The organism is Hanstruepera sp. CR43 (assembly GCF_055227665.1).
The window spans coordinates 3,057,493-3,076,322 of sequence record NZ_CP200078.1 but is presented as its reverse complement, the minus strand read 5'-3'; the positions used below and the strand labels follow the sequence as shown (position 1 = coordinate 3,076,322).

At 35.7% G+C, this 18,830-nt stretch carries 12 protein-coding genes; 4 read left to right on the top strand and 8 right to left on the bottom strand.

Going from position 1 to position 18,830, the window contains the following annotated elements:
* Positions 1-34: 34 nt before the first annotated feature.
* The 8 genes from ACKXGU_RS14075 to ACKXGU_RS14040 all read right to left on the bottom strand — a co-directional run bounded on the left by ACKXGU_RS14075 (position 35) and on the right by ACKXGU_RS14040 (position 9,742).
* Positions 35-247: a YgaP family membrane protein gene (locus ACKXGU_RS14075; protein WP_463465901.1), complete on the bottom strand. Its 213-nt coding sequence runs from the start codon at positions 245-247 to the stop codon at positions 35-37.
* A 19-nt stretch (positions 248-266) separates the two neighbouring features.
* Positions 267-572, bottom strand: a complete 306-nt coding sequence (locus tag ACKXGU_RS14070) for a hypothetical protein (protein ID WP_463465900.1) — start codon at positions 570-572, stop codon at positions 267-269.
* A 2-nt stretch (positions 573-574) separates the two neighbouring features.
* Positions 575-3,769 (bottom strand): efflux RND transporter permease subunit, encoded by a 3,195-nt coding sequence (locus tag ACKXGU_RS14065; protein WP_463465899.1) that lies wholly within the window; start codon positions 3,767-3,769, stop codon positions 575-577.
* Positions 3,770-3,784: 15 nt separating this feature from the next.
* Complete coding sequence (locus ACKXGU_RS14060) at positions 3,785-4,861, bottom strand: efflux RND transporter periplasmic adaptor subunit (protein WP_463465898.1); 1,077 nt, start codon at positions 4,859-4,861, stop codon at positions 3,785-3,787.
* Positions 4,862-4,881: 20 nt separating this feature from the next.
* Positions 4,882-6,189, bottom strand: a complete 1,308-nt coding sequence (locus tag ACKXGU_RS14055; protein WP_463465897.1) for a TolC family protein — start codon at positions 6,187-6,189, stop codon at positions 4,882-4,884.
* A 159-nt stretch (positions 6,190-6,348) separates the two neighbouring features.
* Positions 6,349-6,687 (bottom strand): DUF4870 domain-containing protein, encoded by a 339-nt coding sequence (locus ACKXGU_RS14050; protein ID WP_463465896.1) that lies wholly within the window; start codon positions 6,685-6,687, stop codon positions 6,349-6,351.
* A gap of 83 nt (positions 6,688-6,770) precedes the next feature.
* Entirely contained in the window at positions 6,771-7,649 is an 879-nt protein-coding gene (locus ACKXGU_RS14045) for an OmpA family protein (protein ID WP_463465895.1), read from the bottom strand.
* A gap of 62 nt (positions 7,650-7,711) precedes the next feature.
* The gene (locus tag ACKXGU_RS14040; protein WP_463465894.1) at positions 7,712-9,742 is read right to left on the bottom strand and encodes a FlgO family outer membrane protein; all 2,031 of its coding nucleotides are present in this window, start codon (positions 9,740-9,742) and stop codon (positions 7,712-7,714) included.
* A 122-nt stretch (positions 9,743-9,864) separates the two neighbouring features.
* On the opposite strand from ACKXGU_RS14040, the gene ACKXGU_RS14035 reads away from it, so the two are divergent.
* The 4 genes from ACKXGU_RS14035 (at position 9,865) to ACKXGU_RS14020 (ending at position 18,804) form a co-directional block, all read left to right on the top strand.
* Positions 9,865-11,715, top strand: coding sequence for a sigma 54-interacting transcriptional regulator (locus ACKXGU_RS14035; RefSeq protein ID WP_463465893.1), 1,851 nt, complete (start codon positions 9,865-9,867; stop codon positions 11,713-11,715).
* Positions 11,716-11,899: 184 nt separating this feature from the next.
* Complete coding sequence (locus ACKXGU_RS14030; RefSeq protein ID WP_463465892.1) at positions 11,900-12,454, top strand: OsmC family protein; 555 nt, start codon at positions 11,900-11,902, stop codon at positions 12,452-12,454.
* A gap of 82 nt (positions 12,455-12,536) precedes the next feature.
* Positions 12,537-15,959: a 4Fe-4S binding protein gene (locus tag ACKXGU_RS14025; RefSeq protein ID WP_463465891.1), complete on the top strand. Its 3,423-nt coding sequence runs from the start codon at positions 12,537-12,539 to the stop codon at positions 15,957-15,959.
* Positions 15,960-16,206: 247 nt separating this feature from the next.
* Entirely contained in the window at positions 16,207-18,804 is a 2,598-nt protein-coding gene (locus tag ACKXGU_RS14020) for a DUF7619 domain-containing protein (protein ID WP_463465890.1), read from the top strand.
* Positions 18,805-18,830: the final 26 nt, after the last annotated feature.

Genomic DNA, 18,830 nt, shown 5'->3' with positions numbered 1-18,830 from the left:
ACGGGTCAAGCTACTAACTAATCAATCGGGAAAACTACGATGATGCATTGCAATTACTATCTTCTTTCTTGACGCCTAATTTGACTAAAAAGGTCTCCATGAGACACCATTTTGTAATGGCCGATTGAAATAAATTGGCACCTACAAATACTGTGAACCACAGCCAGTTTTCGTTGACATACATACCTAAAAGGACGCTTGCTACTACAAAAACACCCGCTATTGCTCGTATATACCTGTTTAACATATTATTAATTATTTAAAGTTTATAATGATCTTTCTATAGGAAGCACAACAGCCCTAATCGGGTTATTGGTTTCCAAATTTGAATTGAATGTTTTTATTAAATCAAAAAGTGCATCAATATGTATGTCATCTGTAAATGAGAAAAACATATTGGATTCATTGCCCCCTTTTTCACTCGCAAACCAACTATTGGTTGCCAATAAGGTTGGTGAATTTTTATAACCATCAATTTCAGACTCGCTGAAACTCTCAATACCTGCTTTTTTAAACAGTTTAATCACATCTTTGTGAAATTCTTCAACTGCTGTTACTATTACTAACTTCATAATTATTTATGGTTTTTACGTTCTATCATATAATATACTAATGGTACTACCAATAGGGTCAATACCGTACTTACAATGGTGCCTCCCATTAAAGAGATTGCCAAGCCTTGGAAAATTGGATCAAATAGAATCACAAATGCACCAATAACTACGGTTCCAGCAGTTAACAAAATGGGTGTTGTTCTAACCGCACCTGCTTCGATAGCTGCCTGCTTAAGGGGAATACCTTCATCCAAACGCAGATTGATAAAATCAATTAATAATACCGAATTTCGAACCATAATACCCGCTAAAGCAATCATACCAATAAAAGACGTTGCTGTAAAAAATGCACCCATCAGCCAGTGCCCTAATATGATACCTATTAATGATAATGGAATGGCCACCATCATAACCACAGGCGCCTTAAAGTTCTGGAACCAACCAACGATCAAGATGTAAATCAAGATGATGGCTCCTAAAAAGGCTATTCCTAAATCACGAAACACCTCTAAAGTAATCTGCCACTCACCATCCCATTTTACGGTATAATCATCTTCATATTCAGGCTGTCCTAAATACATTTCATTAATCTCATAACCTTGCGGCAATTCAATGGCTTTTAATTTCTCCTCCATTCCTAAAATGGCATAAGCTGGGCTTTCTAATTCCCCTGCCATATCAGCCATAACATATACCACGCGTTTTTGATTTTTTCTATAAATACTTTTGGCACTTATTGTTTCCTTGATTTCAACCAAATCAGCTATCGGCATCATATTGTCCTGCTTGGAATTGATTTTTAATTGGGAAATATCCTGAATGGTTGATTTTTCCTTTTCATCAAGTGTTAATACCACACCTATTTGGTTAACAGCATCTTCATCATACAAATTAGTTGTAGGTCTATTGGATAAAGCCATATTCATGGTATAGGCTATTTGCTGTGGCGCTACGCCATATAGCATAGCTTTTTCTTTGTCGATAACAAATGTGTATTCCTTTTGATCGTCCTCAACCATCCAGTCAATATCCACCACATCTTCAGTATTATTCAAAATAGCTTGAACATCACTGGCAATCTCCATTTGTTGCTCGTAGTCAGGTCCATAAACTTCAGCTACAATAGTTGACAATACAGGTGGCCCTGGTGGTACTTCGACCAGTTTCACATTGGCATTGTATTTTGAAGCAATTTTTTGGATATCTGGTCGTAATAATTTGGCTATATCATGACTTTGTTCACTACGCTCTTCCTTGTCCAACAAATTGACTTGAATATCGGCCATATTACTACCACCACGTAAATCGTAGTGACGAACCAATCCATTAAAAGTTATAGGTGCTGAAGTACCTACATAGTTTTGATAATTCACCACCTCTGGACGTGTCGCTAAGTATTGAGAAATTTCTTTGGCCACCACACCTGTGCGTTCCAATGTTGTCCCTTCTGGCATATCAATGACGACCTGAAATTCATTCTTGTTATCAAAAGGCAACATTTTAACAGCTACGGATTTTGTAAAAAACATGGCCATGGTTCCCAATAATAAGACAAATGTCAACCCTAAAAACAACCATCGCTTGGTGCGGTTTTCAATAAGTGGTCGCTCGAATTTATCATAGAAACGATAAATTAGGGTTTCCTCTATAGGTTTTTCTGCTTTCTCAACCTTTTGCTTTTTATCCTTTTCACGAAGGAAAATATACCCCAAATACGGAGTTATGGTTAAAGCCACAAACAAAGACAGAATCATCGCTATAGATGCACCTATTGGCATAGGAGCCATATAAGGACCCATTAAGCCAGATACAAAAGCCATAGGCAATACAGATGCAATGACCGTAAAAGTTGCCAGAATGGTTGGGTTACCAACTTCATTAATAGCGTATAATGCGGCTTGTTTAAATGGTAAGCGTTTCATTTTAAAATGCCTGTGCATATTTTCGGCTATGATAATAGAGTCGTCAACTACGATACCTGTAACAAATACCAAAGCAAATAAGGTAATTCTGTTCAAGGTGTAATCCAGCATATAATAGCTTAATAAGGTCAAAGCAAAGGTTATTGGTACTGATAAAAACACTACCAATCCACCGCGCCAACCCATAGCTAACATCACTACAAAGGTTACAGCAATAATAGAACCGATAAGGTGCAATAACAGCTCTGATACCTTGTGCGAAGCTGTTTCACCATAGTTTCTGGTGATTTCCACATGAACATCATCAGGTATAAGGTTCTTACGTAAGTGCTCAACCTTGTCAATAATCACATCAGCAATTTTCATGGCATCAGCACCTTTACGTTTGGCCACTGAAAGCGTTACAGCAGGATATTCTGATTGATATTGGTTGGCTTTTTCACTTCCTTTTCCAAACCCTAAACTCACGTAATTTTGAGGTACTTCGGGGCCGTCCACAATCGTGGCAACCTGCTTTAAGTAAATCGGTTGATTTTGTTGGACACCAACGACCAAATTTTCAACATCGGTTACCGTTTCCAAAAACTTTCCCGTATTCACTAAAAACTCGCTGTCATTTTTATCGAAACTTCCCGAATTCAATTGGGCATTGTTCGCCTTGATCATTTCAGAAACCGACAAAAAGTCTAATCCACTTGCCGCCAGTTTATCTTTATCCAATACCACACGCAATTGTCTATCACGACCACCTATTTTATGGGTAATGGCTACATCATTGACTTTTTTAATTTCTGCTTCCAGTTCTTGAGCCATTTGACTCAATTGATAATCATCATAATTTTCGCTCCATAAGGTCAACCCTAACATGGGTACGTCATCAATGGCACGTGTTTTAACTAACGGAAAGGTTACACCTTGCGGCATTTGATCCATGTGCTTGTTGATTTCGTTATAGAGCTTCACAAAGGAGCGCTCGATATCTTCACCCACATAAAACTGAACAATGACCATACCTTGTTCTTTCATGGATGTAGAATACACATACTCCACACCCTTAATGTTAGATATTAATTTTTCAAGCGGTTTAATAACCCGCGATTCTACTTCTGTTGGACTTGCTCCTGGATAACCCACAAAAATATCGGCCATGGGCACATCAATTTGTGGTTCTTCCTCACGCGGAATCAAGAACGAACTGTACACCCCAATAACCATAAATACGATCATGAGAAGCACCGTCAGTTTTGACTGTATAAATATTTTGGCAATTTTGCCAGCGATACCTTCTTTCATCTGATTAATATTTTATTATTGGATGGTTACTTTTGCACCATTGTACAACTTACCTTCGGCTGAAACGATATAGGATTCCTCTGCTGATAACCCTGATAGCACCTCAACCTGATTACCATACTCCCTGCCCAAACGCAACCATCTTAAAATGGCTGTATTTGATTGGCTTACGGTATAAATCCCAGTTAATTGACCATTATGTACTAAAGCCATTTTAGGTATTAACACCATGGTATTTTCAGATTGCTTTTCAATAGGAAACTGCACCGTAACAAACATACCGGACAATAAGTTAGTATCCGTTTTGTTCAGAGCAATCTTGACTAAATACTGACCTCCAGTATGTTTTGAAGACGTACTGACTTCGGAAACTTTACCTGAAAGCGTCTTGTTTATGGATTTTACCAAAACCGCAACTTCAGTATTTGCTTTAATTTTAGATATTTCAGTTTCAGGCACCATAGCCATCACTTCAAAGTTACCTGGAGCCTCAACTGTTATTAAAGGCATTCCTGGATTGGCCATATCTCCAGTTTCAATCATTTTACTGGTTACTACGCCAGCAAAAGGTGCTGTAATATTGCTGTAAGCAAATTGGGCATTGACCTCGTTTCGCATTTGCTTGGCTGCTTCTAAACGGGCTTTAGCCATTTCAAAACGCGCAGTCATGTCATCTAATTCCTTTTGTGATGCACTGTTTTCGGAAAATAAATTTTGAAAGCGGTTGTAATCTTTTTCCGAATTATTAAAAGCTGCTTGAGCCTCAGTAATACTCGCCTCAACCTGTGCTTTTTTTGCTTGTAAATCGGCGTTATTAATAGCTACCAATAATTGTCCTTTTTTTACGGTATCACCAACATTTACGGGAACTTGGGTTACATACCCCATCATTCGGGTACTTAAATCAGCACTGTTAACCGATTGAACCTTGCCACTAACTGCTAAAAAGGGATTGTTGTTATTAGATGATACGTCACTCACTGTCACATTAATCGCTGGAGTATTGTCTGTAACCGCAGTCTTTTTATCACCCGAACAACCTATGAAGGTTAGAGACAATGCTACTAAAGTAATGGTATATATATATTTCATGATTTATGTTTATTTGATTCTTACTTTGTTAAAAACTGCACATAAGCCAGTGCATAATTATATTCATATATGGTTTGATAATATTCTAATTGCTTTTGGGCATATTGCGTATCTGCCATGAGCAAATCAGAGGTTTTTTCCAATCCCTCTTCAAATCGGTTTTTACGAATACGAAGTGATTCTTTCGACTGTTCAAGAGCCAATCTTGTTAATTCCAATTTGTTTTGAGCATCAGTCAACATGCGTTTCGCCTTATTAAGCTCTAATTGACTTTGTGACAAATATTGTTGGTATTCCAATTTGGATTGTTCAAACTCCGAGCGACTTTTTTGAGCCTTCCCGAAACGTTTGGTGCCTTGTAAAATATCCCAACTTAATTGAGCGCCAACAATATAACCGTTGGCATTGCCTTGAAAAATATGATCATCATACAATTCATAACTTCCAAAGGCATTGAGTCTTGGTAAAAAAGTCATTTTATCCGCTTTGTACATGGTTTCATAAGCATTGGTTGCCAATGACATCGCTTTAATATCTGACCGTTCTTCAGAAACCTGTAACTCCTGATTATTTTTTGGAATAACAACCTGTAAACTATCTGTTGGTTGATAAATGGCTACTTGTTCTTCATTCATTAAAAAGGATAAATAATTGGACGCATTTTCGACATTACTTTTGGCCGTTTGCAACTGATTTTTAACTTCATTAACCCGAACGGAAACAGCTAACACATCAGATTTTTGTAGATATCCTTGATTAAAGCTATTCTTTGCCAATCGCTCGTTGGCTTCAGCCGTTAGCAGGGCTTGTTCTAAAACCGCTACGCCTTTATAGGCCAATTGTAATTGCATGTAGGCTTGTTCCACCTCCAATTCCAGGTAATCTTTGGTACGTTCGGTCTGTAAGGCAGTTGCCTCCATCTTGGTTTTGGCAGCTTTACGTTGGTAAAAGCCATCCATATTAATTAATGGCTGTTGAATCTCAAACTTGGTAGCAAAGTTTTGTGTCTGTTCAGGATCATTCAAAAGTGCAGGATTAAAGTCGGCTGCTGTTAGACTTTCCTGATTTAATTTAGAACCAAAAGCCATTAAGGGGTTTGTAGTTGTGATACCTGTATGTGATGCCGTGATGTTTGGTAAAAACACCGCATTGGTCTGCTTAAAATCAGCTTTTGAGGCATTAAATTGTGCTTCAGAAATCTGTAAGCTGTAATTGGATTCTAGCACCTTATCCAAAGCTTCGGTTTTTCCTAACGGAATGCGTTCTTGAGCATGGATTAAGCTCATAAATCCTAGCATTCCGAAAATGATATATGTCTGTCGTTTCATAATGTATCTTAAATTTACTTGGCAAAAATACATTGGGAAACAAGGGTAGTCAGTAACAAAAGTTACTATGCAATTATGGTAGATTATGAAATCTTATTCAGATAACTAAATAAAAAACGCCCACAAATGTGGGCGTCTTACTTACCTCGATTAATCTAACTAACTAATAAAATTAAGAGATAAAGGGTATCGTGGTGTTTCGCCATGACTGGCTTTAACAGCATTTACAATTGGAAAGGCTATAGATATCAAACCGATAACAATCAAGCCAATAATACCTAATCCAAGAAGCAAAATAGCAGGAATACAAAGAATGGCATAAACAATTAAACTTAATTGAAAATTCACTATCCGCTTACCTTGTTCATCCATGGCATATACATTGTCTTTTTGGGTCGCCCAAATGATTAACGGAACAATAAGTCCTCCAAAACCCGTTATAAAAGTCAGCAACTGACTCAAGTGGGTTAATACCAAAAGTTGATTGTCTTGTCTCATGATAGTTTTATTAAATGATTGATGTACTTATGTGACGTAAAAAAACAGAAAACGTTACAACAGGGTATTCAAAAAAAAGTAAATCAATTATTTTTTATGACAAACAATTCAATTCTCCTGTTTAATTGTCGATGCGCTTCATTCTCTTCAGGATAGTAAAGAGGCTCCAAAAAACCCATCCCCTTTACAGAAACTCTTTGAGAATCTATCCCATTATCAATTAGATAATTTTTCACCGCCAAAGTTCGATTAAGAGAAAGCTCCATATTATAGTCAGATTGTTTTGGTGGAGGCATTCCTTCAACCTCTTCAGTAATTACACCACAACATACGTGTCCCCTTAACTCAATAGATATGTTTGGGTTAATTACCAAAACCTCCTTTAATTTTTGCAACTCTGAAAAAGAATTGGGGATTATGACGGCTTTACCCAAATAGAATAAAATGTCTTTCAATATAATGTGCTCTCCAACTTTCAAAGTGGGTATGGTATCAAGATAACTTGATGGTTTATTCGATAAATCAGCTCTAGCCACATCATCTTCCCGTTTTTCTGTATTTAGGGAATACGTAACAAAACAAACTGTTTTTCTGTCCTTTGGATTCCCTTCCGTATTATTATAATTTTCAGGTTTGGACATTTCCCCTTTTGAAAGAACTGTAACTGAATCTATAGATTGTTCTTCTAAAAAAACACTCAATACATTTTCAGCTCTTTCTTGGGCTAGTAAATAGTTATCATTTGAATTTCCAACATAGTCAGCATAACCTTCAACTTTCAAACTATAAATTTTCCTGTTACTCAAATAGTTCGCGATTTGTTTTTTTTGTTGGACTGAAATTGTATGCTCACCCATATCATAATAGACCAATAGCGTATCTTTAATAATTGAGTTTCCCTGTGAAAACAAACTTGAAAACGTTGAAATTAAAAACAGTAGTGTTAAAAAAGAAAATCTCATAAAGTAAAAGTTCAACAAATTGAGGCAAAGCAAATATAGTATATAATTCAAGTATTTAAAACCTACTCTTGAATACCATGATCCTCCAAAATTTTAATAAATCTCGGGTCATCCTTTAAATAATCAAAAAATGCCTTTTGTTCCCTTTTAAACGTTCGGGTTTGTTTATTCCTAATCGTGTCCAAATAAAACAACACACTATCGGTTTGTTTTAAACTGGAATATACCATAGCCAGCTGGTGGCTCTTTTCTCTTTCGGTTGAATTTTTTCGTATGGAATCTATAATCCTATATGTACTGGCTGTATCACCAACTTTTGTATAACAATATCCTAAAAACCTATTAAATACATTTTGCTTTTTTACCAATTCACGTAAAGGAACAATAGCTTCATTATATTTCTCTTGATCCATATACAATCTGAAAAAGTTTCTATTGATTACAAACTCGTTATTCCCAGAATCTTCCTTTTGAACCTTTTTCATAAGTTGTTCGGCCTCGTGGTATTTATAATTCGACATTAAAGCCGTGAAATATCCACTAGCAGTCGCAAAGGACAAAGGGTCTAACCTGTAGGCTATTTCTGCTTGCTCCAATTGTTTTTCATATTCTTGATTGTAATAAAAAAATGTAGAATATTGATGTCTTGCTGTTAAATCATTAGGCGATAAAGCAATGGCTTTCTCAAATGCTGCCTGGGCTTCTTCTTTTTTACCTTCAATATTATAAATCAATCCCTTTACAGAATATATTCGTGACACTCTACTATTTATTTTTTCAGCTTTGTCCAAATACTCATTTGCCAGGTTAGAGGCTTCTTGTGGATCTCTGGAAGAGTAATAGGTTTCTAAATAAATAGAGTTCGCAATTTCAGCATAGGCTTCAGCATAATTAGGGTCAATCTCAATAGCTTTTTCGTACAATTCAATACTTTTTGCCAAACTTTCACTGTTTCGCTTATCAGCCTCCTTTCTACCCATTAAAAAGAGTTTGTAGGCCTCTATATCACGTATGGGAACCGTTGATAATTCTTTTTGCTCCTCAAAGGAAATACTCATATCCAATGCTTCAACAATTTTTTGAGAAACTTCAGATTGAACTTTAAAAATATCCGTCAAAACGACATCGTATTTATTACCACTGATAATTTTATCGGTATTAACTTCAATCAATTGTGTGTTAATTCTAACATCATTATCATATTTTAAAATGCTACCTACAAGAACATAGGAAACTCCTAATTCTTTGGCTATTTTATCCAGACTCTTGTTGGTGTCTTTATAACCCATTACAGAATTTCTGGAAATAACATGCAAATCCTTAATTTTAGATAAATTGGTAAGGATGTCATCTGTCATACCATCCCTAAAAATTTCAGCGTCATGGTCATCACTCAAGTTATCAAATGGCAGCACAGCAATAGACTTATCTTTAACAGTATTGGTGCCTTTAAAAATATCCAACTTGTAAAAAGTAAAAACCAATGCCAGTATAACCAATACGGCTGCCAGAATCTTGACTCCCAAGTGTTTCTTTTTTTGAGGAACAGTGGCTTTTAATTTCTCCTTTATTGTTTCTTTTTTGGGTATTACCAACCCTTTATTCGAAATGGCAAATATGGGCACTGTATCATTAACGTTCTTAAGTTCGAACGCATCAAGAAATTTAGTTTCAATATGGCTATGGCTTCTTATTTGGTCGTGTACCCTATCAGAAATCAATATGCTGCCAGGCAATGCACAGGCCTCAATACGAGAAGCCACATTTACCGCATCTCCTATGATATCGTCTTTAGAGTATACAATATCCCCTACATGAATACCAATCCTAATTGGAATTTTGGGTTCTTTTAAAAACGCCATCTGCAATTCAATGGCACAGTCTACTGCTTCAACAGTGCTTTTAAATGTGCTTAATGTACCATCACCAAAATATTGAACAATATGGCCATTATGCTTTGCCGTAATCTTTTTAAAAGCTTCGCGATGTCTATTTCTAATCGAAATTGTTTCGGCCTCATCACGCTGCATTAAGGAAGTATAACCCTCAATATCCGTAAACATGATAGCGGCAAGCAACCTTTGTTGTGACATCTATATGAAGAATTAATTAATCGATTAAATTTAAGTAAATATTCTGAAACTAAACTTTCAATTTATCAGTTGATTAAAAACTACAATAAATATTAATATATTTATGGTACAATTTTTAGAAAATGCCTAAAGCCGCAACAGAAAGTTTAATTGAGTTTTTATCAAATATCCCTTTCTTTTCTGAAGTCAACAAAGAATCACTCAAGCACTTAACAGTAGTACTTGAAGAAGAAACTTTTAGAAAAAATAAATTGGTTTTTGAAAAAGACAGTGTTGGTGAGTATATGTATATTATTGTTTCAGGTAGCGTCAAGGTTCACGAAAAAAATCATGTTTTTGGCCATATGCTTGCTGGCGAATGTTTTGGAGAATATGCTTTGATTGATAACAATAAACGTTCTGCCTCAATTACAACACTCGAAGAAACTTCGGTTCTAAAAATTGATAGAGAACATTTTTTTAAACTTATTTCCAATGATATTGGTTTTTCGCAAGGCATTCTATCTGTTCTCATAAAAAGGCATCGTAACATCGATATCATACAGGAAAATTTAGCCTCTTCAAAGAAAGCCCTTGAAATAGCCAACTCTAAATTAAGTGGTTTGATTGATGGCGCCATGGATGCCATTATCATGTTTGACGAAAAATTCAGGATTTTACTTACCAATCCATCGGCCAATGTATTGTTTGAAAACAATGATGTCTTACAACGCAATCTCCTATTCTTCCTGGATGATCGAAGTGCCGATTGTATTGAAAATCTAGTAAATACCGATTTAAATAATGACCAAACCTTAAGCAGTAATTATTTACCTGATGTCATCAAGGTCATAGGGTCCAATGAAACAGAAACCTTAAACGAAGGAACTATAAGTAAATGGGGCGATAACACAGCATCATTCTACACATTAATCTTAAGAAACATACAAGATAGGCTTCAAGCTGAAGATAAAATTGAATTTTTAACGTCACAAACCGAGTATCTCAAGGAAGAAATTAAAGAGCTTACCAGTGATCATGGTATTATTGCTGAAGACCAAAGTATGAAAAAGGTGATGCAATTGATAAACAAAGTAGCCAGCACCCATGCTACGGTCCTCATTAATGGCGAAACTGGCACAGGAAAAGAACTGGTTGCGCGAGCCATACATCAATTAAGTGATAGAAAAGATAAACCATTAATACGTATTAATTGTGGTGCCATACCAAACAATTTAATTGAAAGCGAGCTCTTTGGCCACGAAAAAGGGGCTTTTACAGGTGCTACAGCAACCAGGAAGGGGCGTTTTCTTTTAGCCGACAAAGGAACCATCTTTTTAGATGAGATTGGAGAATTACCCTTGGAACTACAACCTAAATTATTACGGGTTATTCAGGAAGGTGAGTTTGATCCTGTAGGTAGTTCAGAAACCATAAAGGTTGATGTTCGTATCATTGCAGCTACACATCGTGATTTAATGCAACACGTTAAAGATAAGAAGTTCAGGGAAGACCTATTTTACAGATTAAATGTGTTTCCTATTACCGTTCCCCCACTTCGGGATCGTGGTAATGATATCTGCCTTATAGCCAATCATATGATTACAGAATTTTCTCGTGAATTGAATAGATCCATCAATCTCTTGTCCGAAGATGATAAGATTTCTTTAATGAATTACGAATGGCCAGGTAATGTTAGAGAGCTTCAAAATTTAATTGAACGCGCCATAATTATTTCGCAAAATAATACGGTTTCATGGCAATCCATTATTCCTCATAGTCAAGGGGGACAGGAAGCTACCATTTCCCAAACATCCAATACAATCTATACAGCACCAGAACTTTTAGAAATTGAAAAAGCTAACATTGAACGAGCACTTAAACTCACTAAATGGAAAATATCTGGCGAGAATGGTGCTGCCAAGCTTTTAAAATTACCGCCTACAACACTCTCATCAAGAATAAAGGCTTTAGGTATCGAAAGACCAGTCTAAAGCTTACAAAATTCACGAAATCTCGGAAATATTTTTACGATAATTCGTTAATTAACGAAATATCGTGAGAAATCTATTCAAACAAATACAATTTAATTAATTGATTTTCAGATATTTAAATAGTTTGGCACGACAACTGCTTATATATTGGCAACAAAAATGTTTAACAATTAAAATTAAAAAAATGATTACAACAGCAAATGTTAAAAACGGAGTAAACGTTGACCAATTAGTAGAAACAATTAGTCACATTCAAGAACAACCTGAATTGGCAAAGTTCCAATTTAGAGCCAAAAACAACTGGATCGATGGCGGTCATTGTGTATCAAGTATTAAAGGATTTTATGGTGCAGGTGCCGAAGACTCATCTCGCGAAGAAACCTTCACCATGGAATGCAGTCATCCTCAAGTTCTTTTAGGTCAAGATGAAGCTGCAACACCTCCAGAAGTTGTGCTACATGCTTTAGGTTCTTGTTTAACTGGTGCCATGGTTTACCATGCTGCAGCAAACGGAATTGATATCGAGAGTGCTTCTTCTACTTTAGAAGGTAATGCCGACTTACATGGATTTTTAGGATTAGACCCTGAAGTTCGTACAGGATTTAACGGTATTACTTTTAAATTAAAGGTTAAATCTGATGCTACAGCTGAACAATTAGAAAATTTAGCAAAATTTTCTCCAGTGTTCGACATGATCACCAATCCAACTCCAGTTTCAATTGAAATTGTCAAGGAGTAACAAATCTCTAAAAAATGGCTGAATCGAGACATTGATCAGCCATTTTTTGTTTTAATCTTCAGTCATTCCATAATTCGAAAAAATGAAAACCGCACCTCAAGCGATATTAAATGCCAATCAAGCTGTAGCACAGATAGCTTTTAAAACAAACGATGTATTTCCAATATACCCAATTACGCCTGCTTCAGAAATGAGCGAAATGGTTGAACAATGGTGCGCAGAAAATAAAGTAAACCTGTTTAATAACACACCTTCAGCGTTCCAAATGCAGAGTGAAGCTGGTGTTGCTGGCGCCATGCATGGTGTGCTGCAAACGGGATCATTAGCAACAACTTTTACATCGTCACAAGGTTTACTATTAATGCTTCCCAATATGTACAAAATAGCTGGTGAATTAACTCCAAATGTTATTCATGTTGCCACAAGAAGCATTGCAACCCATGCACTTTCTGTTTTTGGTGACCATAGTGATATTATGGCTGTACGTCAGTCTGGTTATGCCCTATTAGGTAGCTCAACAGTTCAAGAAGCCCATGATTTTTCCCTCATAGCACAGGCAGCAACATTAGAATCCAGAATTCCTTTCGTGCATTTTTTTGATGGTTTCAGAACATCCCATGAAATGAATAAAATAACCTTAATATCGGATAATGTTATTCAGAGCATGATGGACAATGACCATATAAAACAACATAAAAACAGGGCTTTAAACCCCAACAAGCCCGTTATTAAAGGCACATCTCAAGGTCCCGATGTGTTTTTTCAAAGCCGAGAAGCAATAAACACATATTATAATCGATGTCCTGAAATAGTCCAAAAACATATGGACACATTGGCCCATTTAACTGGCAGACAGTACAAACTTTTTGACTACGTAGGTCATCCCCAAGCAGAACATATAATCATCACCATGGCTTCATCATGTTCTACAATCGAAGCAACTATAAACCAATTAAACAACAGTGGTAACAAATTAGGACTGATTAAAGTGCGTTTGTTCAGACCTTTCAGCACAAAACATCTCTTAAAAGCCCTACCCAAAACTGTAAAATCCATTGCTGTTTTGGATAGAACCAAAGAACCAGGCGCAACCGGCGAACCTCTTTATTTAGATATTGTTCAAGCCGTAAATCAAGCTTATCAAGAGAATAACATCACAATAATGCCTAAAGTGGTTGGAGGTCGTTATGGGCTATCTTCCAAAGAACTTACACCCAATATGATTGAGGCTATTTATCAAAACTTAAGACAGAACCAGCCTAAAAATAATTTTACAATAGGCATCTATGATGATGTAACCCACTTAAGCCTGGATTATACAAAAACCTTTGATTTAAATAACAACTATTACGAAGCTATCTTCTATCAGGAAAAAACTAAAGATGAAATCCATAGCTTCAATATCATAACCAAGCTTTTAGGCTATCAAAAAAACGACTTTGTTCAAAGCTACACAACTACAAGCTATAAAAAATCAAACACTTACAATGAAGCACATTTAAGAATAGGCAACAACCCTATTAACTTGCCTTTTCTCATAAATAAAGCCAACTTTATAAGCTGTACTGACAAGCAAATCACCCAAAATGATTCCATCATTTCAAAAACCAAAATAGGCGGAACAATCTTGGTCAATACACGGCAATCCACAAAAGGGCTCTGGCAAATGCTATCAGCCAATAAGCAATATCAAATCATTGAAAGAAACATCAATCTATTGACAGTTAATACGGAAGAAATAAAAGTTTCCAATAAACTAAAAAACAATTCGGTTTCTGTTTTACATGCCTGCTTTCTCGCGTTAAAATCTGATTATGCATTTAGAAATGAATTTTCAAAATATAAGGATTTCATCTATAAAGTAGATAAAACAATAGATCTCAACTTTAATGATATTACAGCAGATTTTGACTCAAACTTCAACCAAACACTGCTAGGCCAACTATTACTAAACAAAGGCAACGAGGTTCCAGTAAGCCTGCTCCCTACTGATGGTACCTATCCAACAAACACCTCACAATTCAATCTTCCAGTAGACAACCAGAAAACCATTTCATGGCATGCTGATACTTGCACCCAATGTGGTGCTTGTAGTGTGGCTTGCCCCTCATCAGCTTTGCGTATTAAAGTATATGATGATACAAACCTCATAGGAAAACCTGAAACTTTTAATCAGGCGACATCCAATGAATTTGATTTATTAAACTATACCATTCAAGTAAATCCATCCCAATGTAATAATTGCAATAACTGCTTGGATGCTTGTCCGTCAAATGCGCTTTCAGAAACCAATTTATATGCAAGAGAATTATCCAATTGGAAACATTTTGAAACCATTCCAGAATTTGACAGATTAAAGATCAATACAGAAAAAGTCAGTCAGCAACAATTACAGGAACCTTTGTTCAAATATGCCAATGGCGACAAAGGCTGTGGCGAAATGGCTTACCTAAAAGTAATGTCTCAATTATTCGGTGATCGCTTACTAGTTGCCAATGCTACAGGTTCCAGTTCCATCTTTGGTGGTGCTTTGCCTACAACACCATGGTCAACAAATAATAAAGGGCGAGGTCCAGCCTGGTCTAACTCGCTTTTTGAAGACAATGCAGAATTTGGACTAGGGTTTAGAATGTCCATTAACCAATTAGAAAAACAAGCCAAAATCCTATTGGAATCCTTACTACCTGTTTTGGATTTCGATTTGGCTTACGATATTTTAAAAGCAACTCAAAACAATGAAAAAGAAATTAATGAACAACGTGAACGTGTAGAAATTCTAAAAGAAAAACTGCAGGAAATCAATTCACAAGATGCAAAAAGACTACTGAACGTAGCCGATAACCTGGTCAAAAAGAGCGTATGGATTGTAGGTGGTGATGGTTGGGCTTACGATATTGGTTTTGGCGGATTGGACCATGTTATAGCATCTGGTGAAAACGTCAACATCCTTATTTTGGACAATGAAGTGTATGACAATACAGGAGGTCAAGCTTCAAGAGCCACCCCATTGGGTGCCAAAGCCAAGTTCGCCTTTGCTGGTAAACAAAAACAAAAAAAGGATTTAGGCTGGCATGCCATGAATTATGACCATGTATATGTAGCATCAGTGTCCATTGGAGCCAATCAGGAGCACACGTTAAAAGTCTTTAACGAAGCTGAAAGTTTTGACGGACCATCCATAATTATAGCCTATTGTCACAGTAGTAATCATGGTATCGATATGAAAAGCCCTAGCAAATACCATAAAGCAGCAGTAGATTCGGGGCAATGGCTTTTGTACAGAAATGATCCCAGAAGAAAAAAGCGTAACCTCAACACTTTACAACTGGATTCAAATGATCCAACGATACCCATTGAAGACTATTTAAAATTAGAAAATCGATTTAAACCGACTTCCAACGACAAGAACATGATAGCCCATTTACAAAATAACATCAATACCAGATTTGAAAAATTTCAGGCTATGGCTATTACAGAAAACAAAAAAGAGTTTGGGTTAAACTAATTGCTTTTTCAATTTTAAGACAGTTTCAGCAAAATCAATTAAGAAATCCAGTCATTAGTTAGCTCATAATGGAATTGTAGAAAATATTTTCAGGAATTTAAAGCAGTCGATTGTTATATACATATAATGGCAGAATAACTGTTTTCTTTATGAAGATATACCGCATTATCTTTAAAAGAAATACCCCCAAGTCTTTTTCAGATTATTACCATTAAACAAACTGTGTTTAACTAATCATCATTTGATCATGAAAAAGCTTTACATTATTTCGTTTTTCCTTATTCCCTTTTTTATTCAGTCCCAAATTATCTCATTTACAGATGCGACACTAAAAAACAAACTATTGGAAGCCAGTCCAACAACTTACATAGCTAAAGATAGTAATGGAAATTATGTATCCATTGACACCAATTCAGATAATGAAATTGATATTAATGAAGCGCAACTTATATTTGAATTGGATATTAGTTCTAGTAGTATTACGGATCTCACAGGTTTGGAAAATTTCAGCAACCTTACCAGATTAGAAATTAACCTAAACAATATTACAACCTTTGATGGTACAGCTTACTCCAATTTGGAATATCTAGATTTTAGCAACAATAGTCTAACCTCAACGAACTTAACAGGATTATCAAATTTACAGATATTTTGGGCCTTTGGCAATCCATTTACATCTATTGATGTCAGTAGTTTGAGCGCATTGACACTTTTAAATATTGACTATTGCGATAACCTTGGAAGTTTGGATGTAAGCAATTTAAGCAACCTGACAGATTTAAGCTGTAGCAGTAATGACACTATGACTTCTTTAAATGTAAGTGGATGTGCCGCTTTGGAAGATCTAAATTGTCAATATGGTGCTCTTACCAGTTTAGACTTAAGCGGACTATCAAACCTATCAACCATGTTTGCTGAAAATAATGCCATAGCAAGTATTGACGTGACTGGTGCTACTAGTTTGGGTAATTTAAATATAGCATCTAATGAAATAACATCATTAATCGTGCATGACCTTCCTGTTTTGCAATCCATTAGTGCTGATAGCAATTTGATAAGTTTTTTGGATATTCAAAATTGTCCACTTTTTTTCACGTTGGTTATTAATAACAATCAACTAACGACCTTGGATTTATCAAATGCACCTAACACGACTATTGTTGAAGCCAGAAATAATGTTCTAGAAAATTTAATTTTGGCTCCAGAAAATAATATTGTTCAAATTCAATTGGCCAATAACCTATTTACCGAAATAGACTTAAACAACTGTATCAATTTAAATTGGGGTTCATTCAACGACAACCCCAACTTGCAAAATCTTCTAATTAAAAATGGAAGTCTTGAATCTCTATTCAATATGAATATCAATAATTTGCCAAATCTTCAATATGTATGTGCAGATGCCGAGCAGATGGTCGATGTTCAAAATTGGTTAGCTAATAATGGTTATGGTAATGTTAATGTGAATACGTATTGCTCATTTACGCCAGGCGGAAAAATTTATGAAATATTAGGCCAATCCCGATTCGATTATAATGTTGATGGATGTTCTGAAACAGATCCTATTGTTCCCTTTATGAGTTACACTATTGATGATGGTACAGTAACGGCATCAGGTGTAGCCAATAATACAGGATTTTACTATTTACCGGTACAAGCAGGCACGTATACCATAACACCCATTTCACCTGACCCTGCTCTTTTTGACGTCACGCCCAGTAGTTTTTCAGTGACGTTCCCAGGAGACAGTGACCCTTATGAGCAAGATATCTGTTTTATTCCCAATTCAGTTGCCAATGATCTACAGGTTATTTTGACTCCACTTACACCTGCCAGACCTGGTTTTGATGCTGATTATGAACTTTTAGTAAATAATGTCGGAAATCAAGTTATGGATGGCGATGTAACTTTACAGTATCCTTCCGACTTTATGGAGTTTTTAAACTCGGATATTCCTTTTGATTTATCAAATACCGATAGTTTCACGTGGAGTTTTACTGATTTAGCTCCGTTCCAATCCTTTTCAACCATTGTAACATTTAACATTAACCCACCAACAGATGCCAACTTCCCGGTAAATATAGATGATGTATTAACTTATACAGCCACAGTCAACCCCATAGTTGGAGATATCAATCCTGATGACAATATTTTTGTGTTAAACCAAACGGTAGTTGGTTCCTTTGACCCCAATGACATTTTATGTTTAGAAGGTGAAAGTATTCCAGTAAGTGATGTTGGTAAATTTGTACATTACCGAATCCGTTTTGAAAATACTGGAACATTTCCAGCTGAAAACATCGTAGTAAAAAATGTACTTGATTCCAATAAATTTGACCTATCTACTTTTCAAGTTTTAAATGGCAGCCATGAATTTGTAACCCAAATTACTGATAATCAAATAGAATTTATTTTTGAAGGCGTGAATTTACCCTTTGATGATGCAAATAACGACGGCTTTGTAATTTATAAAATAAAAACCCTACCGACCTTAATTGAGGGTGATATATTCAATAATAATGCTGAAATATACTTTGATTACAATTTCCCAATTGAAACCAATAATTATGAGACTGCTGTGGTTGTTAATTTGAGCGTCTCTGAAAACACGATAGTTGATGATTTTATGATTTACCCAAATCCTGTCACAAATAACCTGACGATTAACTCACATTATAACATTCAGAAAATTCAAATTTATAGTCCTCTGGGGACAATCATTAAAAGTATACAGCCTAACAATTACAATTTAGATATCAATGTTACAGATTTAAAACAAGGTATGTATATCATCGAAATACAAACTGATTCCAAAAAAGGCATCAAGAAATTTGTTAAAAGATAAGAGCCTATAAGGGAATTTAATAATAT